Origin of the sequence: Arcobacter sp. L (assembly GCF_000284235.1) — a bacterium.
Classification (GTDB): Bacteria; Campylobacterota; Campylobacteria; order Campylobacterales; family Arcobacteraceae; genus Aliarcobacter; species Aliarcobacter defluvii.
The window spans coordinates 2,436,691-2,455,480 of the sequence record NC_017192.1 but is presented as its reverse complement, the minus strand read 5'-3'; the positions used below and the strand labels follow the sequence as shown (position 1 = coordinate 2,455,480).

Annotated in this window: 14 protein-coding genes; 8 read left to right on the top strand and 6 right to left on the bottom strand. The window is 27.3% G+C overall.

What is annotated here, in order from left to right; genetic code table 11:
- Positions 1 to 8: 8 nt before the first annotated feature.
- The 7 genes from flhA to ABLL_RS12045 are packed head-to-tail and all read left to right on the top strand — an operon-like array spanning position 9 to position 7,943.
- Complete coding sequence (gene flhA / locus ABLL_RS12075) at positions 9 to 2,120, top strand: flagellar biosynthesis protein FlhA (protein WP_014475075.1); 2,112 nt, start codon at positions 9 to 11, stop codon at positions 2,118 to 2,120.
- 2 nt (positions 2,121 to 2,122) lie between these two features.
- Positions 2,123 to 3,577 (top strand): BatD family protein, encoded by a 1,455-nt coding sequence (locus ABLL_RS12070; protein ID WP_014475074.1) that lies wholly within the window; start codon positions 2,123 to 2,125, stop codon positions 3,575 to 3,577.
- 8 nt (positions 3,578 to 3,585) lie between these two features.
- Positions 3,586 to 4,293 (top strand): hypothetical protein, encoded by a 708-nt coding sequence (locus tag ABLL_RS12065; protein ID WP_014475073.1) that lies wholly within the window; start codon positions 3,586 to 3,588, stop codon positions 4,291 to 4,293.
- Positions 4,280 to 5,986 carry a molybdopterin-dependent oxidoreductase gene (locus tag ABLL_RS12060; RefSeq protein ID WP_014475072.1) on the top strand — a complete coding sequence of 569 codons (1,707 nt, stop codon included), beginning with the start codon at positions 4,280 to 4,282 and terminating at the stop codon, positions 5,984 to 5,986. The genes ABLL_RS12065 and ABLL_RS12060 overlap by 14 nt, the downstream gene beginning before the upstream one ends.
- Entirely contained in the window at positions 5,973 to 7,154 is a 1,182-nt protein-coding gene (locus ABLL_RS12055) for an MFS transporter (protein ID WP_041654896.1), read from the top strand. The genes ABLL_RS12060 and ABLL_RS12055 overlap by 14 nt, the downstream gene beginning before the upstream one ends.
- A complete protein-coding gene (locus ABLL_RS12050; RefSeq protein WP_041654893.1) occupies positions 7,145 to 7,369 on the top strand; it encodes a hypothetical protein in 225 nt (74 codons plus the stop codon). Before ABLL_RS12055 ends, ABLL_RS12050 begins: the two co-directional genes overlap by 10 nt.
- Before the next feature lie 10 nt (positions 7,370 to 7,379).
- The gene (locus ABLL_RS12045) at positions 7,380 to 7,943 is read left to right on the top strand and encodes a flavin reductase family protein (RefSeq protein WP_014475070.1); all 564 of its coding nucleotides are present in this window, start codon (positions 7,380 to 7,382) and stop codon (positions 7,941 to 7,943) included.
- Between the two features lie 33 nt (positions 7,944 to 7,976).
- Here the strand turns inward: ABLL_RS12045 and mscL are convergent, their stop codons facing one another.
- The gene (mscL, locus tag ABLL_RS12040) at positions 7,977 to 8,408 is read right to left on the bottom strand and encodes a large conductance mechanosensitive channel protein MscL (RefSeq protein ID WP_014475069.1); all 432 of its coding nucleotides are present in this window, start codon (positions 8,406 to 8,408) and stop codon (positions 7,977 to 7,979) included.
- A gap of 195 nt (positions 8,409 to 8,603) precedes the next feature.
- Between mscL and ABLL_RS12035 the strand changes: the two genes are divergently transcribed.
- Positions 8,604 to 11,519 carry a methyl-accepting chemotaxis protein gene (locus ABLL_RS12035; protein WP_041654892.1) on the top strand — a complete coding sequence of 972 codons (2,916 nt, stop codon included), beginning with the start codon at positions 8,604 to 8,606 and terminating at the stop codon, positions 11,517 to 11,519.
- A 12-nt stretch (positions 11,520 to 11,531) separates the two neighbouring features.
- On the opposite strand, the gene ABLL_RS12030 is transcribed toward ABLL_RS12035, so the two are convergent.
- The 5 genes from ABLL_RS12030 to ABLL_RS12010 form a co-directional block, all read right to left on the bottom strand.
- Positions 11,532 to 12,368, bottom strand: a complete 837-nt coding sequence (locus ABLL_RS12030) for a DUF5718 family protein (RefSeq protein ID WP_014475067.1) — start codon at positions 12,366 to 12,368, stop codon at positions 11,532 to 11,534.
- Positions 12,369 to 12,503: 135 nt separating this feature from the next.
- A complete protein-coding gene (locus ABLL_RS12025) occupies positions 12,504 to 13,997 on the bottom strand; it encodes a fumarate hydratase (protein ID WP_014475066.1) in 1,494 nt (497 codons plus the stop codon).
- A gap of 184 nt (positions 13,998 to 14,181) precedes the next feature.
- The gene (locus tag ABLL_RS12020) at positions 14,182 to 15,165 is read right to left on the bottom strand and encodes a CoA ester lyase (protein ID WP_014475065.1); all 984 of its coding nucleotides are present in this window, start codon (positions 15,163 to 15,165) and stop codon (positions 14,182 to 14,184) included.
- A gap of 29 nt (positions 15,166 to 15,194) precedes the next feature.
- A complete protein-coding gene (locus ABLL_RS12015) occupies positions 15,195 to 16,253 on the bottom strand; it encodes a MaoC family dehydratase (RefSeq protein WP_014475064.1) in 1,059 nt (352 codons plus the stop codon).
- 10 nt (positions 16,254 to 16,263) lie between these two features.
- Positions 16,264 to 18,783, bottom strand: a complete 2,520-nt coding sequence (locus tag ABLL_RS12010; RefSeq protein ID WP_014475063.1) for an aldolase/citrate lyase family protein — start codon at positions 18,781 to 18,783, stop codon at positions 16,264 to 16,266.
- Positions 18,784 to 18,790: the final 7 nt, after the last annotated feature.

Sequence of the window (18,790 nt, the reverse complement as noted above, 5' to 3'; positions counted from 1 at the left end):
ATTAGTATATGAATATAAAAAATTTATTTTCGAAAGATTTAATTGTAGTTGCGCTTTTTGTCTCTATACTTGCAATTATAATTGTTCCATTACCAAAAGCAGTTTTAGACTTCTTTTTGGTAATATCTTTATCTTTATCTTTATTGATTTTATTAATTTCTTTGTATATTCAAAAACCATCAGATTTAACAACATTCCCAACGCTTATTTTAGTTTTAGCATTGTTTAGATTATCATTAAATATTGCAACAACAAGATCCATTTTAAGTGAAGGTCATAATGGACCAGATGCTGTAAGTTCAATAATATCTGCTTTTGGTGAGTTTGTTGTTGGCGGAAATATGGTTATTGGAGTAATAGTTTTTATTATTCTTGTATTAATTAATTTTATGGTTGTAACAAAAGGTGCAACAAGAGTTGCAGAAGTAACAGCAAGATTTACGCTTGACTCAATGCCTGGAAAACAAATGGCAATTGATGCTGATTTAAATGCTGGATTTATTGATGATAAACAAGCACAAGAACGAAGAAAATCTCTAATATCAGAAGCAAATTTTTATGGAGCAATGGACGGATCTTCAAAGTTCGTAAAAGGTGATGCTGTTGCAGGTATTATAATAACTATGGTAAATCTAGTTGGAGGTCTTCTAATAGGACTTTTTCAACACGATATGACAGTTGCACAATCAGGAGAAATTTATACAATTTTGACAATTGGTGATGGATTAGTAGCTCAAATTCCAGCACTTATTTTATCAACTGCAACTGCTATTATTATTACTCGTTCAAATATGGATGAAGATAAATTTGCTAGTCAGTCAGTTAATCAATTAATTAAAGATAGTAAATCATTAATTTTGGTTGGTGCTGGAATGGTTTTATTTGGTTTTGTTCCTGGTTTCCCAACTGGTATTTTAATGGTAATGGGATTATTAATGATGTTTATAGGATATGTAATAAGCATGATTGAAAAAGAACAAGATAATGCAATAACAAGATTCTTTAAAACACAACCTCTTAAACCTAAAATTGATGAAAATGTATCTTCATTAAAAGAAAAGAAAAAAAGTATGGCAGTTCCTGATGAAAATCAAACAATTGAAAACATTATGAAACTTGAAGTTTTAGAGTTAAAACTTGGAATTAGACTTTTGCAATTAGTTCAAGGAAATTCTGAATTATTAGATAAAATAAAAGCTATTAGAAAAACAATTGCTAGTGAATTAGGTTTTGTTATCCCTCAAATAAGAATTTCTGATGATGCAAATCTTGGACCAAATGAATATCAATTGTACTTAAAAAGAATCCCATTAGCAAAAGGAAGAATAGAAGTAGATAAATATCTTGCTATGGGTGGTTTAAGTAATGAAAAATTAAGTGGTTTACATGTGAAAGAACCTGTATTTAATCTTGATGCAACGTGGATAAATCCTGATTTAAAAGAAGAAGCATTGATGAAAGGTTTTACAGTTGTTGATGCTCCAACAATCATTTCAACGCATATTTCTGAGATTATTAAAAGACATGCTGAAGATATTATAACAAGACAAGATATTGTTGATATTGTAGATAGATTGAAAAAAGATTTCCCAATAGTTATTGATGAAGCGATGAAAGTTACTTCTTATGGAGCATTATTGAAAGTTTGTAAAGATTTATTACATGAGAAAATACCAATCGTTGATATGCTTACAATAATCGAAGCAATTGCAGATATAGCAGAGTTTACCAAAGCGCCTGAAATATTACTTGAGCATGTACGTGCTAAACTTTATAGATTAATCACTCAGAAATTTAAAGATACGGATAATATTTTACATATTATTACTATTAAACCAGAACTTGAACAACAGTTTATTGGAAAACTTCAAGAACATCATGGAGTTTCACAATTAATGCTTTCAATTGCTGAAATTAATAATTTAGTTACAAAAACAAAACAACTTTTAGATAATGTAGAAGCAAAAGGTTTCTCAAAAATTTGTATGGTTGTGGATCCAGTATTAAGAAAAAGAATTTCTGAAATTTATGAAAAATTTGGCCTTCAAGTTTCAGTTTTATCTCATGCTGAACTAGACTCTAAAGCAAATTTTGCAATAGAGGGAACTTTAGAGTTTTAAAAATGAAATTAGTTAAAATTTTTATTTTCTTTCAATTTTTTATCATAACTCTTTTTGCAGATGTAAATTTATATATTAAAGATAAAGTAGTAAAAGGTGAGCCTTTAGTTTTTACTCTTGAAATTTCTGGAAATGAAATAAAATTTCCTGATTTGTCATTGATTGAAGGAAATAGTGTTCAAGAAATTTCAAGTTCTATTTCAACAAATGTAATAAATTCTGAAATTACAAAAGTTATAAAAAAGAGTTATTCTTTTATTCCAACAAAAGATTTTATTTTTCCTTCATTAGAGTTTGAAATAGATGGAAAAAAATATCATACAGATGAAAAAAATATTATTCTTGAAAAAGCTTCAAAAACAAAATCTGATATTTTTGATTTAAGTATAAAAACTGATAAAAAAGAGTTTTATGTAGGAGAAAATTTTATACTTAAAATAGTTTTCAAACATAAAAAAGATTTACAAATAGTTGGATTAGCATTAGGAAAACCAAATTTTGAGAATTTTTGGTATAAACAAATAGATGATACAAAAAGATATGAAGAGAATGATTTTAGTGTTATAGAATTAAAGTTTTTAATGACACCTTTAAAAGAGGGTAATTTAACTATAAATCCTATGTTACTACAAGCTCAGGTTATGGATGATAGTTTTAGAAGCTTTTTTTCAACAACAAAAGATGTAAATATTTATTCAAATGAATTGAATTTTGATGTAAAAGCTTTACCTTCAAATATAAAACTTGTTGGTGATTTTGAAATTGAAACAACTATAGATAAACAAAAAGTAAAACATGGTGAAGCAATATCTTATAAACTTAAAATTAAAGGAACTGGAAATATTGATGATATTCCTGATATAAAACTTCCATTAAAAGATGTAACAATTTATGAAAATAAACCTGAAATAAAAACATATATATCAAATGATAAATATGAAGGAACTTATGAAAAAGTTTATTCAATTATTTCAAATAAATCATTTACAATACCTAGTATAAATTTTGAATTTTTTGATAAAGAACAACAAAAAGTTATCTCTAAAACAACAAAAAGTTATGATATAGAAGTTGAAGATGCTGAAAAAAGGGAAGAAGTTGTTTTAGAAAAAGCAAAGGATGAAAATAAAGTTTTAGAGTCTAAAGAGATAATTGTTGAAAAAATATCTTTTAAAGATAGGGTTATGTTTTTTATTTTTGGAGTGCTTTTTACAGTTTTAGTTTTTTCTATATATTTTTATATAAATAGATATAAAAATATAAAAAAAGAAGAACTTAAACCTTTAAGTAAAAAAGTAAAAGAAACAAAAACTAAAACTGAATTAATTAAGATTTTGGCAGTTTATATGAAAATAGATTCAAAATTAGATGAGTTAATTTATCAACTTGAAAAAGTAGAAGATGTTAATATGATAAAAAAACAGATTCTAAAAATCTTAAAAGAATTAAAATTATAAGGAAAAAGATGAGAGTATTTTTATTTGTAGTTATTATGATTACATCAACTTTCGCAAATGAATATTATGCAAAAATCGAACCAATAGAGAGTTATCAAGTAAAAGCTGCTACATCTGGAAAAGTGATATTCTCAAACTCTAAGATAGAAGGCTTACAAGCAAATAATACAACAATTATAGAGTTAGATTCAAATGTTGATAAAGTAGAGTTAGAACAATCAAAAAATAAATTGAAATTTATTAATGAAATGATAAAAATAGAACAAAATAATTATGATAGATTGAATCAAGTTAGTTCAAAATCAGCTTTTGAAAAAGATACTCAAAAGTTAAAAGTAATAAATCTTGAAACATCAAAAGCTGATATGATTATTAAAATAGAGAGTTTGAAAGATACTATTTCAAATAAAAAATTGGTTGAGAAATCAAATTATATTTTTAATATAGCAGTAAAAGAGGGAGATTATGTAACTTTAGGAACACTGCTTTATGAATCAAAAGATTTATCAAAAGGTAAATTAGAAATTTTTGTTCCTATTTTAGAAATTGAAGATTTAAAAAATAAAGATATATATTTAGATGGAATAAAAAGTGATATAAAAATATCAAAAATTTATGATGTGGCAGATAGTACAAATATTTCAGCTTATAAAGTTGAGTTGGTTGTATCAAATGTTCAAAATTTTTCAAGGTTGGTAAAAATTGAATTCAAATAATAAAGTAGCTTGTCCTTTAGATTGTTATGATGCATGTCAAGGACAAATAATTGAAGATAAAATAAAAGGTTCAAAAGAACATAAAACTACAAATGGAAAACTCTGTGTTAATTTTGCAAATTTGTTAAAAGAAAAAACTTTAGAAAAAGCTATTTATGAAAATAGTGAAATTTCTTTGGAAGAGTCTTTAAATATTTTAGTTGATAAATTAAAACAAACAACTCCAGCTAAAACACTATTTTACAAAGGAAGTGGAAATATTGGAGTTATGCAAAGTGTAACTAAAAATTTTTTTACTTTATATGGCTCAACTTTAACAAAAGGAAGTTTATGTGATGGAGGAGGAGGTGCTGGAATTGAAGCAGGGCGTACAAATGTTATAAATCCTCCTTTAGAAAAACTTATCAATGCTGATGTAATAGTTGTTTGGGGAAGAAATTTTAGTGTAACTTCATCTCATATGTATAATTTAGTTAAAGATAAAACTTTTGTGACAATAGATCCAGTTTGTACTGAAATTGCAAAAAAATCTAAAATTCATATGCAAATAAACCCAAAAACAGACTATGAATTAGCATTACTCTTAACTAGATTTGCATATATGCAAGATTTGGAAGATAAAGAGTTTATTGAAGAATTTACAAATAATGCTGATGAATTTTTTGATATTTCAAGGGGAAGACCAGTTGTATCTTATGAAGCAACAACAGGAGTTCCTCTTTCACAAGTGAATGATTTTTTTGATTTAATAGAAAATAAAAGTGTAGCAATAATGTTAGGACTTGGTGTTCAAAAATATTTTGAAGGAGCTCAAATTACAAGATGTATTGATTCTTTTGCTGCTTATATGGGATATCATAAAAAAGAAGCAGGTGGAGTTTGGTATTTGAGTGATTCTGCTTTTGGATATAAAAAACCTTTTGAAATAAAAGGAAACAATAAAAAAGTTTCAATTCCTAAAGTCGATTTTAGCTCTTTTGATTTAGTATTTATTCAAGGAGCAAATCCAGTTGTTTCTCATCCTAATACAAAAAAAGTGATAGAGGGTTTAAAGAACAGTTTTGTAGTATATTTTGGAACAACTTTAAATGATACTTGTGAATATGCAAATTTAATTATTCCCTCAACTTCATTTTTAAGCAAAAGAGATGTTAGATTATCTTATGGTCATGAATTAAAATCAATTTCCCAAATCGTAAAAGAGAAAACTCAAGATAGTTTGAGTGAATATGAACTAACAAACTTTTTATTAGAAAAATTTAGTTTTGAAAGATTAAAAGATGAAGATGAAATAATCTCTTATTTTGAAAATCATAAACCAAAATTAGAAGAGTTTGAAACATTTGAATTTTTAGACGAATTAGATATTGAACCACTTTATAAAGAAAAGACGCAAAATAACTTTTATTTTATAACTGCAAAAAATAAAAATTCATTAAATTCTCAATTTGCTAAAGATGATTTCGTTTATTTAAATTCTGCTACAAAGTTTAAAGATGGTGATATTGTAAATATTTCATCAAAATATGGAAATGCAAAATTTGAAGTAAAAATAGATGATGATATAAAAGAAAATTGTGCATTCTTTTTTGCTGGAAATAAAAATGCTAACTATTTAACACCTGCAAATGAAGATGAAGACTCATTTTCTGCAATGTATCAAGAGGTCTTAGTAGAAATTGAATTATCGTAAATTATTTCGTGAACATAAGATAATAAGAGATTTATCTTTAGTTCAATTTATAGCATATTTTGGTGCTTGGTTCTCAAATGTAGCAATATATACAATGCTTGTTGATTTTGGTTCAACTGAAATGGCAATTTCAGTTGTAACAGCTATGCATTTTATTCCTGCAATATTAATTGCTCCACTTTCAGGGGCAATTATAGATAGAGTAAAAATCAAACCTTTAATGATTTTTTTATTATCAACAGAGTTATTGATGACAATTTTATTTTTAACCATTGATAATAAAGAACAAATTTGGTTTTTGATGATTTTGATATTTATTAGAATGAGTGCAGCTTCTATGTTTTTTTCAACGGAGATGTCACTTTTAGCAAAACTTTTAAATGGAAAACCACTTCAAATGGCAAATGAAATTCACTCTATTATTTGGTCATTTACTTATGCTGTTGGTATGGCTGTTAGTGGATTTGTTGTAAACTCTTTTGGACATAAAACAGCTTTTATTATTGATGCTGTAATTTTTGCAATTGCTTTATTTGTTTTTATTAGAATTGATTTTGTTGTAAAAGCTAGTCAAACAACAGATAAAATATTTCAACTAATAAAAGATGGATTTATTTACATAAAAAATCATAAATTGATACTTCATCTAATATTTTTACATTCAAGTGTTGGACTTACATCTTTTGATGCACTAATAACTATTTTGGCAAAAAATGAATATAAATATATCATTTCTGTTCCACTTGCTATTGGACTTTCAAATGCAGTAAGAGCAGTTGCTCTTATGTTTGGACCTATGTTTATCTCAAAATATGTTACCAAAGAGAACTTACACTATTTATTAGTTTTTCAAGGATTATCGATAATTTTATGGAGTTTAACACAAAGTAGTTTTTATATTTCATTAATCTCTTTATTTATTGTTGGGCTTAGTACAACGACTTTATGGTCATTTACTTATGCTTTATTACAAAATAATTGTGATGAAAAATATATAGGACGTGTGATTTCATATAATGATATGTTTTTTATGCTTTCATGTGTAGTTACTACTTTATTTATTGGATTAATGGCAAGTTTAATTTCAACTGATATAATTACTATACTTTTAGGAATTGGTTTTTTAGCCTTTGCTTTTTATTACACAAGGATTTTAAAATGGATATAAATGAAAAAATTTTACTACTAGCAATTTTGAAAAAAGAGTCAAATGAATCTTTGAATGATGTAGTTTTAAAATTAGAAAATACAGGATTATTCACTTTAAAAGAGGGTAAAAAATTATTGAAAAAACTAAAAACTGAAGAGTTTGTTAGTGATTCATTTTTGACTTTAAAAGGTGAGTTAATAGCAAAAAATGTAGAACAAGAATTTAAAATATAAAAGGGAAAAAATGATTTTAGATTATAAAAATATTGATGACTTAAATAGATATAAAATAATGTCAGGAACTGTAATTCCAAGACCTATTGCTTGGATTGTTACAGAAGATGAAGGTGTATTAAATGCAGCACCATTTTCATATTTTATTCCTATTTCTTCAAATCCTGCTTTATTGATTGTATCAATTGGAAAAAAAGATGATGGAACTCCAAAAGATTCCCTTGCAAATATTTTAAAAACAAAAAAAGCAACTATTTGTTTTGTAAATAAAGATAATGTTGATAAAGTTCAAAAATGTGCAACACCACTTGGAAAAGAAGTAAGCGAAATCAAAGAGTTTGAAATTGATGTTAAAAATGTGATGGAAGGTTTTCCTCCAATGATTGCTTCTTCACAAAGTGCACTGTTTTGTGAATATTATGATACTTATAAAATCCCAGGAGATACTACACCTGTTGTTTTAGAGTTAAAATATCAATTCATTGAAGATGATAGAATTAATGAAAGAAATCATATAAATGTAGAAAACATTGGTAGATGTGGAGTAACATTTAAGGCTTTAGTAGATTTATAATTAAAAGGCTTTTGCCTTTTAATTTCTAGTTTTTTATACTGCTGTATTTCCACAGTGTCCGCATTTTTTTGCAGCAACTGGAATTTCCATTGCACATTCACTACAAACTTTTGTTGTAGGTGCTGGTTTTACTTCTTCATTTTTTAATTTATTATATGATTTTATAAACATAAACATCACAAAACCTAAAATAATAAAAGAGATAGTATCATTTAAAAATAGACCAAATTTTATTGCAGGAGCTCCAGCTTTTTCTAAATCTGCAAGTGTCGCATATGAATTTCCATCTAAAGAGATAAATAGTTGAGAAAAATCAACTCTTCCTAATAATAATCCAATTGGAGGCATAATCACATTTGTAACAAGTGATTTTATTAATGTAGCAAATGCAGCTCCAAAAATAAAACCAACTGCCATATCAACTACATTTCCTTTTATAAGAAAATCTCTAAATTCTTTTAGCATGGTATTCCTTTTTGTTTTTTCGAATTATATAAAAAAGAACTTTGTAAATAATAAAATCAAAATTAATATAATTTTTTTATAAAAAATAATTTCAAAATAACGTGAATATTACAGCTTGGTTACAAGAAATAATCATATAAACTCTTATTTAAATAAGAAAGAATATATTACATAAAACATTATTCTGGAGTAAAAATGAATAACTTAAAGCTGAAAAATAAGATATTTTTGATATTGGTTTTACCCTTAATTGCAATATTTATTTTATCTTCGATTTTGATTTTTGGAAAAATTGAAAAAGAAAATAGTATGACAAGAACTTCAAGTTATGTAAATTTTACAGTGAAGTTATCAGCCTTACTGACAAATCTTCAAAAGGAGAGAGAATTATCAATTTTATATCTAAATAGTTATGGAAAAATTAATAAAAATGAATTAGAAGTTCAAATAAAAAATAGTGATATAAATTTAAAAATTTTAAATGATTTTATAGAAAATTTTAAACTTATAAAAGATGATAATAATTTATTAGAAAAAATTGATTTATATAAAAAAGATATAAAAAATATAAATGAGATTAGGAAAAAAGCTTTAGATTTAAAAATTGATACAAAAGATTTGTTAACTTATTATAATAAAAATTGTTCAAATTTAATATCATTTTTCGATGATTTATTGATGTATTCAAATAGTAAAGAACTATCAAAAAGTTCACAAGCTTATGTTTCTTTAATAAATGTAATAGAAAAAGCATATAGTGAAAAAAATATTGTAAAAAATATTTTTGAAAGAAGTTATATCTCAAATAGTGAATATAAAGATTTTATATCCTTGGTTGCTTCTGAAAACTCATATTTAGAAGTATTTACAAAAAATTTATCAAAACAACAAAGTGAATTTTATAAAAAAGAGATAGAAACAAATAGTTTTAAAGAAGTTGATAATTTTAGAAAGATTATAAGTTTAAAAATAGAGAAAGAAACTTTAATATCTTCAATAAAAGAAGGCTTTGGTTATGGAGGTTTAATACATTTTTATAAAGATTATATGATAAATCAAGAAGAAAACTATTTAAATAAAATTCAAAAAAGTCATACAAAAATTTTAAGAGCTATAAAAGATTATAAAAGATTAGAAGTAAATAAGGAAGAGGGTGATTTACTAAATATTATACAATCTGCGATTGATACATATATGTCAAAAGCTTATGATAATAATGAATTAAATGAAACAAAAGAAATAGATTTAAAAACATTAAAAGCAATAGAGACTTTATCAAAAAATATTTATGGTTCAGACAGTTTAAAATGGGAAGAAGCATCTTCTAAAAGATTAGAATCTTTAGAAAAAATAAAAGACAAAATTGTAGAAGATATTATTTATGATATTAATACAAATGTTTCAAATTTGGATAATCAAGTGATTTTATTTGTCTCTTTTTTAATTCTAATTATTATCATTTTGTTTGTTGTAATTACTTTTATGACTAATAAAATCTCAAAATCGATTAATAAATTCCAAGATAATTTAGATGAATTTTTCTCTTATTCAATGAGAGAAAAAGATGAAATTGTTCTAAATGAGATAAAAGGAAAAGACGAGTTTGCTTTAATGACTCAAAATATGAATGTTCAAATTGAAAAGATTGAGAAAATCATAGAAAATGACAAAAAAGTTGTTCTTGAAATAACTGATATTATAGAAAAAGTTAATAATGGTTTCTTTGAATATTCAATAAAAACAAAAGCTTCAACAAAAGAATTGGAATCTTTAGTTGAAATAATAAATAAAATGTTAGATAGAACTAAACTAAAAATTAGTAGTTTAAATCTTTTATTAAATAGTTATAGTAATGGAGATTATAAATTTAGACTTGATGAAGTTCATACAAAAGGAATGTATGGTGATTTCGGAACATTATGCTCTTCAACTATTCTTTTAGGACAATCTTCATCTGAACTTATTGCTATGATTACAAATGCTGGAATTAATTTAGAAAAAAATACAAAAATTTTGACAAATTCTTCAAATGAATTAGCAATCTCATCGACTGAACAAGCAAGTTCTTTAGAACAAAGTTCTGCTGCACTTGAAGAAATAACAGCGAATATAAAAAACAATAATGAAAATATGAATAAAATGTCTCAAATTGCAGATGAATTAAATGAAGCTTCAAGTATTGGAAGTAAAGCTGCAAAAGAGACTTCTTTATCAATGGATGAAATAAATGAAAAAGTAAAAGCAATAAATGAAGCTATAACAGTTATTGATCAAATAGCATTTCAAACAAATATTCTATCTTTAAATGCTGCTGTTGAAGCTGCAACTGCTGGTGAAGCTGGAAAAGGGTTTGCTGTTGTTGCAGCTGAAGTAAGAAACTTAGCAAGCAGAAGTGCAGATGCTGCAAGAGAGATAAAAAACTTAGTTGAAAGTGCAAGTTTAAAATCAAATGAGGGAAAAGTTATAGCTGATGATATGATAAAAGGTTATGAAAATCTTACATCAAAAATTTCTCAAACAAAAGAGATTATAGATAATGTTACACAATTTAGTAAAGAACAAGAAAGAGGTATTATTCAAATAAATGACACCATTTCAAGATTAGATACTGCAACACAAAAAAATGCTACAACAGCATCTAATATAGATATTTTATCAAATGAAGTTTCAAAACTTTCAAGTAGATTGTTAGAAATTACATCTCAATCTAAAATTGATGAGAAATATTATGATATGGTAGAAAATATAACTTTGATAAAAGAGTTTTCTAAATATAAAAATGACCATATAAATTTGAAAAAAAGATATTTTAAAATTTTAGATAAATTTGAAAATTGTGAAGTGGTTGATCCTAAAACTTCAAATATGGGAAAATGGATAAGTTCTTGTGAAGTAGAAAATAAAGCATTTATTAAATCAAATGAATGGAAAACTTTAAAACAAAATCATGAGGATGTTTATAAAAAAATCCAACAATATGTAAATGAAAATGCTAAAAAAACACAGAATCAGCTTCTAAGAAAAACAGCCAGTGAAATCGAAGAGGTTACTGTAAAAGTTTTTGATAGTTTAAATGATATTTTGTATGTGGAATCAAAAAATAAAAGATAGAAAATCTATCTTTTATTGAACTACTTGGTGAAGTTTTGAACATTGACCTAAATAAGTATCCATTCCACACATATCATTCATAATATCATTAAAACTATGTGCGTGTGCATTGTAAACATAAACAAATATTTCATCACCTTTTTTTAAAAAATTATGTTTTCCAAATTCTGTATATGCCGTAGCTCCTGCCGCAATTAGCATACCTTTTGCTTCTTTTGCATTTTTCATAAATTGAGTCAATTCTTCAAGTGGACCACAATCTTCTTGTGTATTTAGTTTTTCAATCATCCAATCTTTTAGTTGAGTGAAAAAATAACTATATGATTTAACAGCGCTTGTTGTTCCATAATCATAAACAATTCCATCTCTTTTAATAAATGAAGAGATATGATATTTACTCAAAATTCCTTTTTCAGTAAAATTATCAATTGCTATAATATCTTGAGAAATACCTTTTGTATTTGTTCCCCAATTTTTTTTAGTGCTTAGTTTATTTCCATCTTGTATTCTTATTGAACAGTCATTAAAAGCACTAAAATATTTTGGAATAATGTCAATTACTTTATCATTTTCATATACAAAATCACATATTAAAGCTACTTCTGCTTCAACTTGTAAATTATCATTTTCTCTTCCATGAGTTAAAATTATTTCATCACAAATTGGATAATTCCCTAAAAAGCTATTATGTCCTTTGATATAAAAAGGGAATATTCCTTTTGGTGCATCTTTTTCTTTAGTCTCAATTACAGAAAATTCATCGGCTTCTCCTGCTTCACCTAAGTGATTTGCAAAGTTACCTGCAACTGCAAAGCCTAAATAGTCTTTTAAATCTTCTAATAAATTCATATTATTTCCTATAATATTTTCTTTGGTTGGAACAATAGCATAAAAATTGTCTTGAAAAAGTCAAAAAAGAAATATAGTTTAGTAGCCTAAGGATTATTTTAGGAAAGTGTTACAAAAGGCAAAGCCTTTTGTAAATTAGATAGTTCTCCATTTAGCTGGACCTGTTGTATGAATAGAATTTCCTTCTGTATCAACAGCAACAGTAACTGGCATATCTTCAACTTCAAATTCATAAATTGCTTCCATACCAAGTTCTTCAAATGCTAAAGTTTTTGCACCTTTGATTGATTGAGAAATTAAGTAAGCTGCTCCACCAGTTGCAATTAAATAAATAGATTTGTATTCTTTAATTAAATCAATTGTTGGTTGTTTTCTTTCAGCTTTACCAATCATACCCATGATACCGATTTCCATCATATCTTTTGTAAATTTATCCATTCTTGTAGATGTTGTTGGTCCGGCTGGTCCCACTACTTCATCTCTAACTGGATCAACTGGTCCTACATAATAGATGAATCTGTCTTTTAAGTCAACACCATTTGGAAGTGGTTTTCCCGCATTTTTGTACTCAACAATTTTTTTATGAGCAGCATCACGTGCAGTTAAAATTTTTCCAGATAATAATAAAGTATCACCTGATTTAAATTGAGATAATTTTTCTTTTGTTAAATCAGCAATGTTAACTCTTTTTATAGTATCCATTGGAAGTTTAATATCTGGCCATAAATCTAAAGATGGTTTTTTGAATACAGCTGGTCCATCACCTTTTAATTTAAAGTGAATATGTCTTGTTGCTGCACAGTTTGGAATCATAGCTACTGGTAATGAAGCAGCATGACAAGGATAATCTAAGATTTTAACATCTAAAACAGTTGTTAATCCTCCTAAACCTTGTGCACCAATTCCAACTTTATTAATATCTTCATAAAGTTTTAATCTTAATTCTTCTAAAGCATTTTGAGGACCTCTTGCTTGAAGTTCATGAATATCAACATGATCCATTAAAGACTCTTTAGCTAAAAGCATTGCTTTTTCTGGATTTCCACCAATCCCGATTCCTAAGATTCCTGGAGGACACCATCCAGCTCCCATTTGTCTAACATTATCCATAACCCAGTCGTAAACTGAATCAGATGGATTTAATACAGTAAATTTAGATTTGTTTTCAGAACCTCCACCTTTAGCTGCAACTGTAATATCTAATTCATCAGAATTATCAACAGTAACATGAATAACTGCTGGAGTATTGTTTTTTGTATTTGTTCTTTTCCCTGCTGGATCTGCAACAACTGAATATCTTAAAGTGTTATCAGGATCTGTATAACCTTTTGCAACACCTTCATTTAATAAATCAACTAATTCTTTTTTAATATCTAAGTTGGCTTTTAATCCAACTCTTACAAAAATATTAACACTTCCTGTATCTTGACAAAGCGGTCTATGACCCATTGCACACATTTTAGAGTTAATTAAAATTTGTCCGATTGCATTTTTAGCTGATTCAGATTGTTCTTTTTCATACGCTTCAACCATTCCTTTTACGAAATCTTCTGGATGGTAAAACGAAATGTATTGACAGGCAGAAGCAACTGAGTCGATAATATCTTGTTCTGTAATTTTTTTGCTCATTTTTTTCCTTTTTGCTTAGAAATTCAATTATTATACCAATGCACTTATGAAAATACTCTTTTTTAATCCATTGAAAAAGCGAATATTTATAAAAAGTGTTTAGTTTTGACATAGTAAAAAATTTATGTAGAAATTGTTTGTTTAAAAAAGAAACAAAAGCCCAAAAGGGCTAATGTTTAAAATATTAAGCGAAGAATCTTTTTTCAGTTTCATCAAATAATTTTGCACCTGAAAATTTAGCTCTTTGAACTAATTCCCAGAAGTATCTATAAGTTGCTCTGTCGTGTAATTCACCATCATATTGAATTGGTCCCCACTCAGCATCTTGTGCTTTAATTAAGATATTTTGTGCAGCTTCTAACTCAGTAAAATCTGGTTTCATAGCATCAACAATAGCTTGAACTTGAGTTGGGTAAATTGACCACATTCTCATGAATCCGAACTCATTTCTTGCTCTTTCAGCATCTTTATAAGTTTGGTATGGATTTTTTAAATCTAAAGTTACATTATGACAAGGAATAACTTTATTTTGAATAGCAGCTTGTGCAACTCTAGCTTTTGCAGCACCAATTAATCTATGATCAAATTGACCAGGGCTTCTCATATTAATAGCTGGAATTGCTCCTTGGTATCCTGAAACAAAGTCCATTAATCCAAAATCTAAAACTTGTAACCAAGGTAATGTAGCAATTTTTTCTACATCTTGTAATGCACCATGCGTTTCAATTAAAACGTGAATTGGAATTTCTCTACTAATTCCAGCTTCACGAGCCACTTTTTGAATATACTCAATTTGAGTTTTTGCATCTTCATAACAAGTTGATTTTGGTAATGTAATATATGCCAATTTCTCACCTGCTCCTGGAACTAAAATATCAATATCTTGTCTCCAATCTGGGTGACCATGGTCATGAATTCTAGTTCCAGCCATTGCATAAGGATTTTCAGCAGAATTAACAACTCTAACGATCATTTGAGCATGTTCAACTTCTTTACCAGTTTCAGCACCATCTTCGCAGTCACAAGTAATATCAAAAACTGGACCTAATTTTTTTTGCATTTCAAAACCTTTTAGGATTAGCTTTTCGCTTCCTGCAAAGTGTTCACAAGTTGGGATAATTGGTAAAGATTTACCATTTTCAAATAAAGCTTCGCTTGGGTGTGTCATATTTTTTCCTTTTTATTAAAATTAAATTTTTATTTTTTTTCTGTAATTTTTTTTGGGATTACAATAGTGTAATCTAAATCTAAAACAACATTTGGTAAATATTTACCATCTTCACCTTTTGGATTAGGAGTCTCTTTAGGAGTTTGATTTTTTAAACCAATAGTTCTAACTCTTAATAATCCAATATCATCTCTATTTACTTCAATTTTTTCTAAAACTTCAGTATAAGCATAAATAGTATCACCTGCATACGTTGGGTTAGCATGAGCTCCACTGTTTATTGCACATACCCATTGAGCATTCTGTAAACCATTAAATGAAATAGCTCTTGCCATTGAAATAATGATTCCTCCATACATTAATCTTTGACCCATTGGTGTGCTTTTCATCATATGGTCATTGAAATGTACTTTTGCATTGTTTTGGTATAACTTAGTTGCAAGTGTATGGTCACTATTATCAACTGTAATTCCCTCTGGATGGTCTAATCTTTCACCCGTTTCATAATCTTCAAAGAAATATTTTCCACCAGTTGAATCTGTATCAACAGTTTTTATAGTTGGAATATTGATTTGCGAAATTGGTGTTGTTTTTGCAAAAGTTGGTACTTCATTGATTCCACTTAAAGTTTCTTTGTCTTTTTTGTGAACCATAACCCATCTTTTGAAGTTTAATATTTCATCTCCATTTTGATTTACACCAATAGAATGAACATAAACAACTCCACTTTTACCATTTGAATTCTCTTTTAATCCAATAACTGTTGAAGTCATAGAAACTGTATCTCCAACATATACAGGATTAGGAAAAGACATCTCAGCATATCCTAAATTTGCGATAGCATTTAAAGAAATATCTTGAACAGATTTCCCAAATGTTAAGTGAAACATTAAAATATCATCAAGTGGTCTTTTTTCATAACCCATTTCCTTTGCTACTAAATCAGAAGAGTGTAGCGCAAATCTAGAGCCAGTAAAAGCGATGTATAAAGATACATCTCCTTCACTGATTGTTCTTGGAAGTGGATGAACAATTTTTTGACCAATTGAAAAATCTTCAAAAAAGTTACCCATATTGATTTTAGACAAATTAAACTCCTTATTTACCAAATAAATTTTGACCTAATGATTTGTATGTTTCATACAATGTTATCATTTTTTTAGCCCATTTGATTTTTGAAGAATCAACTAATTTATCATTATGTAAAATTACTTCTTTACCTTCTTTAGCTGCTTCTTCATATTTTAAAATCATTGCTTCATAATCTTCAACTTCAGATTGTTTTGGAGTGAAAATATCATTGATATATTCAATTTGAACTGGATGAATAAGTGATTTACCATCAAATCCTAGATTAAATGCATCTTTTGTTGAATCTTCACAAGCAAACTCATCATGTACGTCAAAGTGTGGTCCATCAATTACAGTTTTTCCATATGCTTTTGATGCAAGTGCAATTTGCGATAAGTAATTAAACATCGCTTTTGAACCTTTTTTAATATCAATTTGAAGTCTATTTGCAAGTTTGTTTGAACCAACAACAACAACTTCAACTTTAGGGCTTGCTGCACAAATTTCATGTATATTTAAAACAGCTAAAGGAGTTTCAATCATAATCATTAAAGATAAATTAGGGTTTACTTCTTCAATTAATCTTACTGCTTCTAAAACATCCTCTTTAGATTGAATTTTTGAAAATAATAACGCATCAAGTTCAATCTCTTTTGCTAATGCTAAATCTTTTGTTGCATCTTCACTTCCAAGATTATTTATTCTTAAAATTCTTTCACTTTCACCAAATTTTGCACCACTTTCTTTATAAACTTCTCTTATTGTTTGTCTAGCTGGTTCTCTTTGTTCTTGTAAAATTGCTTCTAAATCAAAAATTACACTATCTGCTAAAACTGTTTTTGCTTTTTCAACATTGTGTTTGTTGTAAGCTGGAACAAATAACATAGAACGTCTAGCTTTGTATTCAACAACTTTTGTTCCTGTTTCAATTGCATGATATTGTTCATGTAATTGTTTTACAAGTTGTTTTCTTAAAACTTTTCCATTTTTTGTTCTTGGATAATCAAGCATTGCAAAAATCTCTTTTGGAGCTTTATATTTTGCAAGATTTGCTTGAGCAAATGCTAAAATTTCTGCTTGTTTTTCAGCTGATAATTCTTCATGCCCAATAACAGCAATTGCAACTATTGTTTTATCTTTTCCAATATCAAGTCCAAATGCAACACAATCTGCAACTGCATCATGAGTTTTTACAACTCTTTCAATTTCATGTGGAGATACTCTAAATCCAAATGTATTGATAATATCATCTTTTCTACCGATAAACCAGATATATCCATCTTTATCTTTTCTCGCATAATCTCCTGTAAAGAAGTATCCATCATGTCTTGATTTTGCAGTCTCTTCTTCTAATTGCCAATATTCTAAGAATAATCCTGGATCATCTTCACCAATACAAATCATTCCTTCTTCTTCAACTCCAACTTCTTCTAAAGTTTCAGGGTCTAAAAGTTTTACGATATGTCCTGGTTGTGGGAATCCTGCACTTCCTGGTCTAATTGGATTATATTTAGAGTGAGAAATATAGTAAGAACACTCAGACATTCCAATTGCCTCATAAATATCTTGCTTAAATCTATCTCTCCATAATCCTAACATCTCATCTGATAAATGCTCACCCGCAGACATACAATATCTTAATGATGGACAATCATCAAGTGTAAAATCTGTTTTTTGAATAATTTGTCTATAAATTGTTGGAACTCCAATGAAAATTGTACATTGGTGTTTTTTAATTAAATTAATCCAAGTTGAAGCATCATTTGCACCTTCATATGCAATAACTGTATGACCATTAAATAATGGATCCATAAGTGCTGATCCTAAAACATAAGTCCAGTTAAATTTACCAGAGTGCATGATTCTGTCATTTTCTTTAAAATCAAACCAATAATCAGTTGCTGGTTTTCTTCCAATTAGTGATCTATGTGAATGTAAAACACCTTTTGGATAACCAGTTGTTCCTGATGTATATACTAAATACGCAGGTTCACCTGATTTTGAATTATAATGATTTGGTGTTGCATCTGTATTTTTGAAAATTTCATTTAATGAATAAACATTAATATCTTTTGGTTTTTTAAGATTTTCAACACTATCAATTCCTGCAACAACTATAGTTTTTAAATTATCTAAATTTTCTAAATATGGAACTAAGTTTTCATACATAGTAGCACTTAATACAATCGCTCTTGCTTGAGAATCTTCAGCAAGATATTTAACTTCACTACCACTTAAAAGTGTTGAAGTTGGAACTGCAATAATTCCAGCTTTCATAGTTCCAAAAAATGAAATAGGGTATGCTAAAGAGTTTTTTAAACAAACTAATACTCTATCTCTTGGCTCTAGTCCAATTCCTGTAAAGAAATTACAAACTTGGTCAGATTTTTTTGCTAACTCTTTATAAGTTATCTCATCAGTTCCTAGTTTATCATCTTCAATAATCATCGCAATATTGTTTTCTTTTACTGTTCCAACATGTGCTGATGTACAAGCTACCCCAATATTTAAAAATTCTGGTACTTCTATTTTAATTGTATTACTCATAATATAA

Excerpts from the sequence above, each read along its gene's own strand:
- flhA (WP_014475075.1), top strand. The coding sequence starts at position 9 with ATGAATATAAAAAATTTATTTTCGAAAGATTTAATTGTAGTTGCGCTT.
- ABLL_RS12070 (WP_014475074.1), top strand. The coding sequence starts at position 2,123 with ATGAAATTAGTTAAAATTTTTATTTTCTTTCAATTTTTTATCATAACT.
- ABLL_RS12065 (WP_014475073.1), top strand. The coding sequence starts at position 3,586 with ATGAGAGTATTTTTATTTGTAGTTATTATGATTACATCAACTTTCGCA.
- ABLL_RS12050 (WP_041654893.1), top strand. The coding sequence starts at position 7,145 with ATGGATATAAATGAAAAAATTTTACTACTAGCAATTTTGAAAAAAGAG.
- ABLL_RS12045 (WP_014475070.1), top strand. The coding sequence starts at position 7,380 with ATGATTTTAGATTATAAAAATATTGATGACTTAAATAGATATAAAATA.
- mscL (WP_014475069.1), bottom strand. The coding sequence starts at position 8,408 with ATGCTAAAAGAATTTAGAGATTTTCTTATAAAAGGAAATGTAGTTGAT.
- ABLL_RS12035 (WP_041654892.1), top strand. The coding sequence starts at position 8,604 with ATGAATAACTTAAAGCTGAAAAATAAGATATTTTTGATATTGGTTTTA.
- ABLL_RS12030 (WP_014475067.1), bottom strand. The coding sequence starts at position 12,368 with ATGAATTTATTAGAAGATTTAAAAGACTATTTAGGCTTTGCAGTTGCA.
- ABLL_RS12025 (WP_014475066.1), bottom strand. The coding sequence starts at position 13,997 with ATGAGCAAAAAAATTACAGAACAAGATATTATCGACTCAGTTGCTTCT.
- ABLL_RS12020 (WP_014475065.1), bottom strand. The coding sequence starts at position 15,165 with ATGACACACCCAAGCGAAGCTTTATTTGAAAATGGTAAATCTTTACCA.
- ABLL_RS12010 (WP_014475063.1), bottom strand. The coding sequence starts at position 18,783 with ATGAGTAATACAATTAAAATAGAAGTACCAGAATTTTTAAATATTGGG.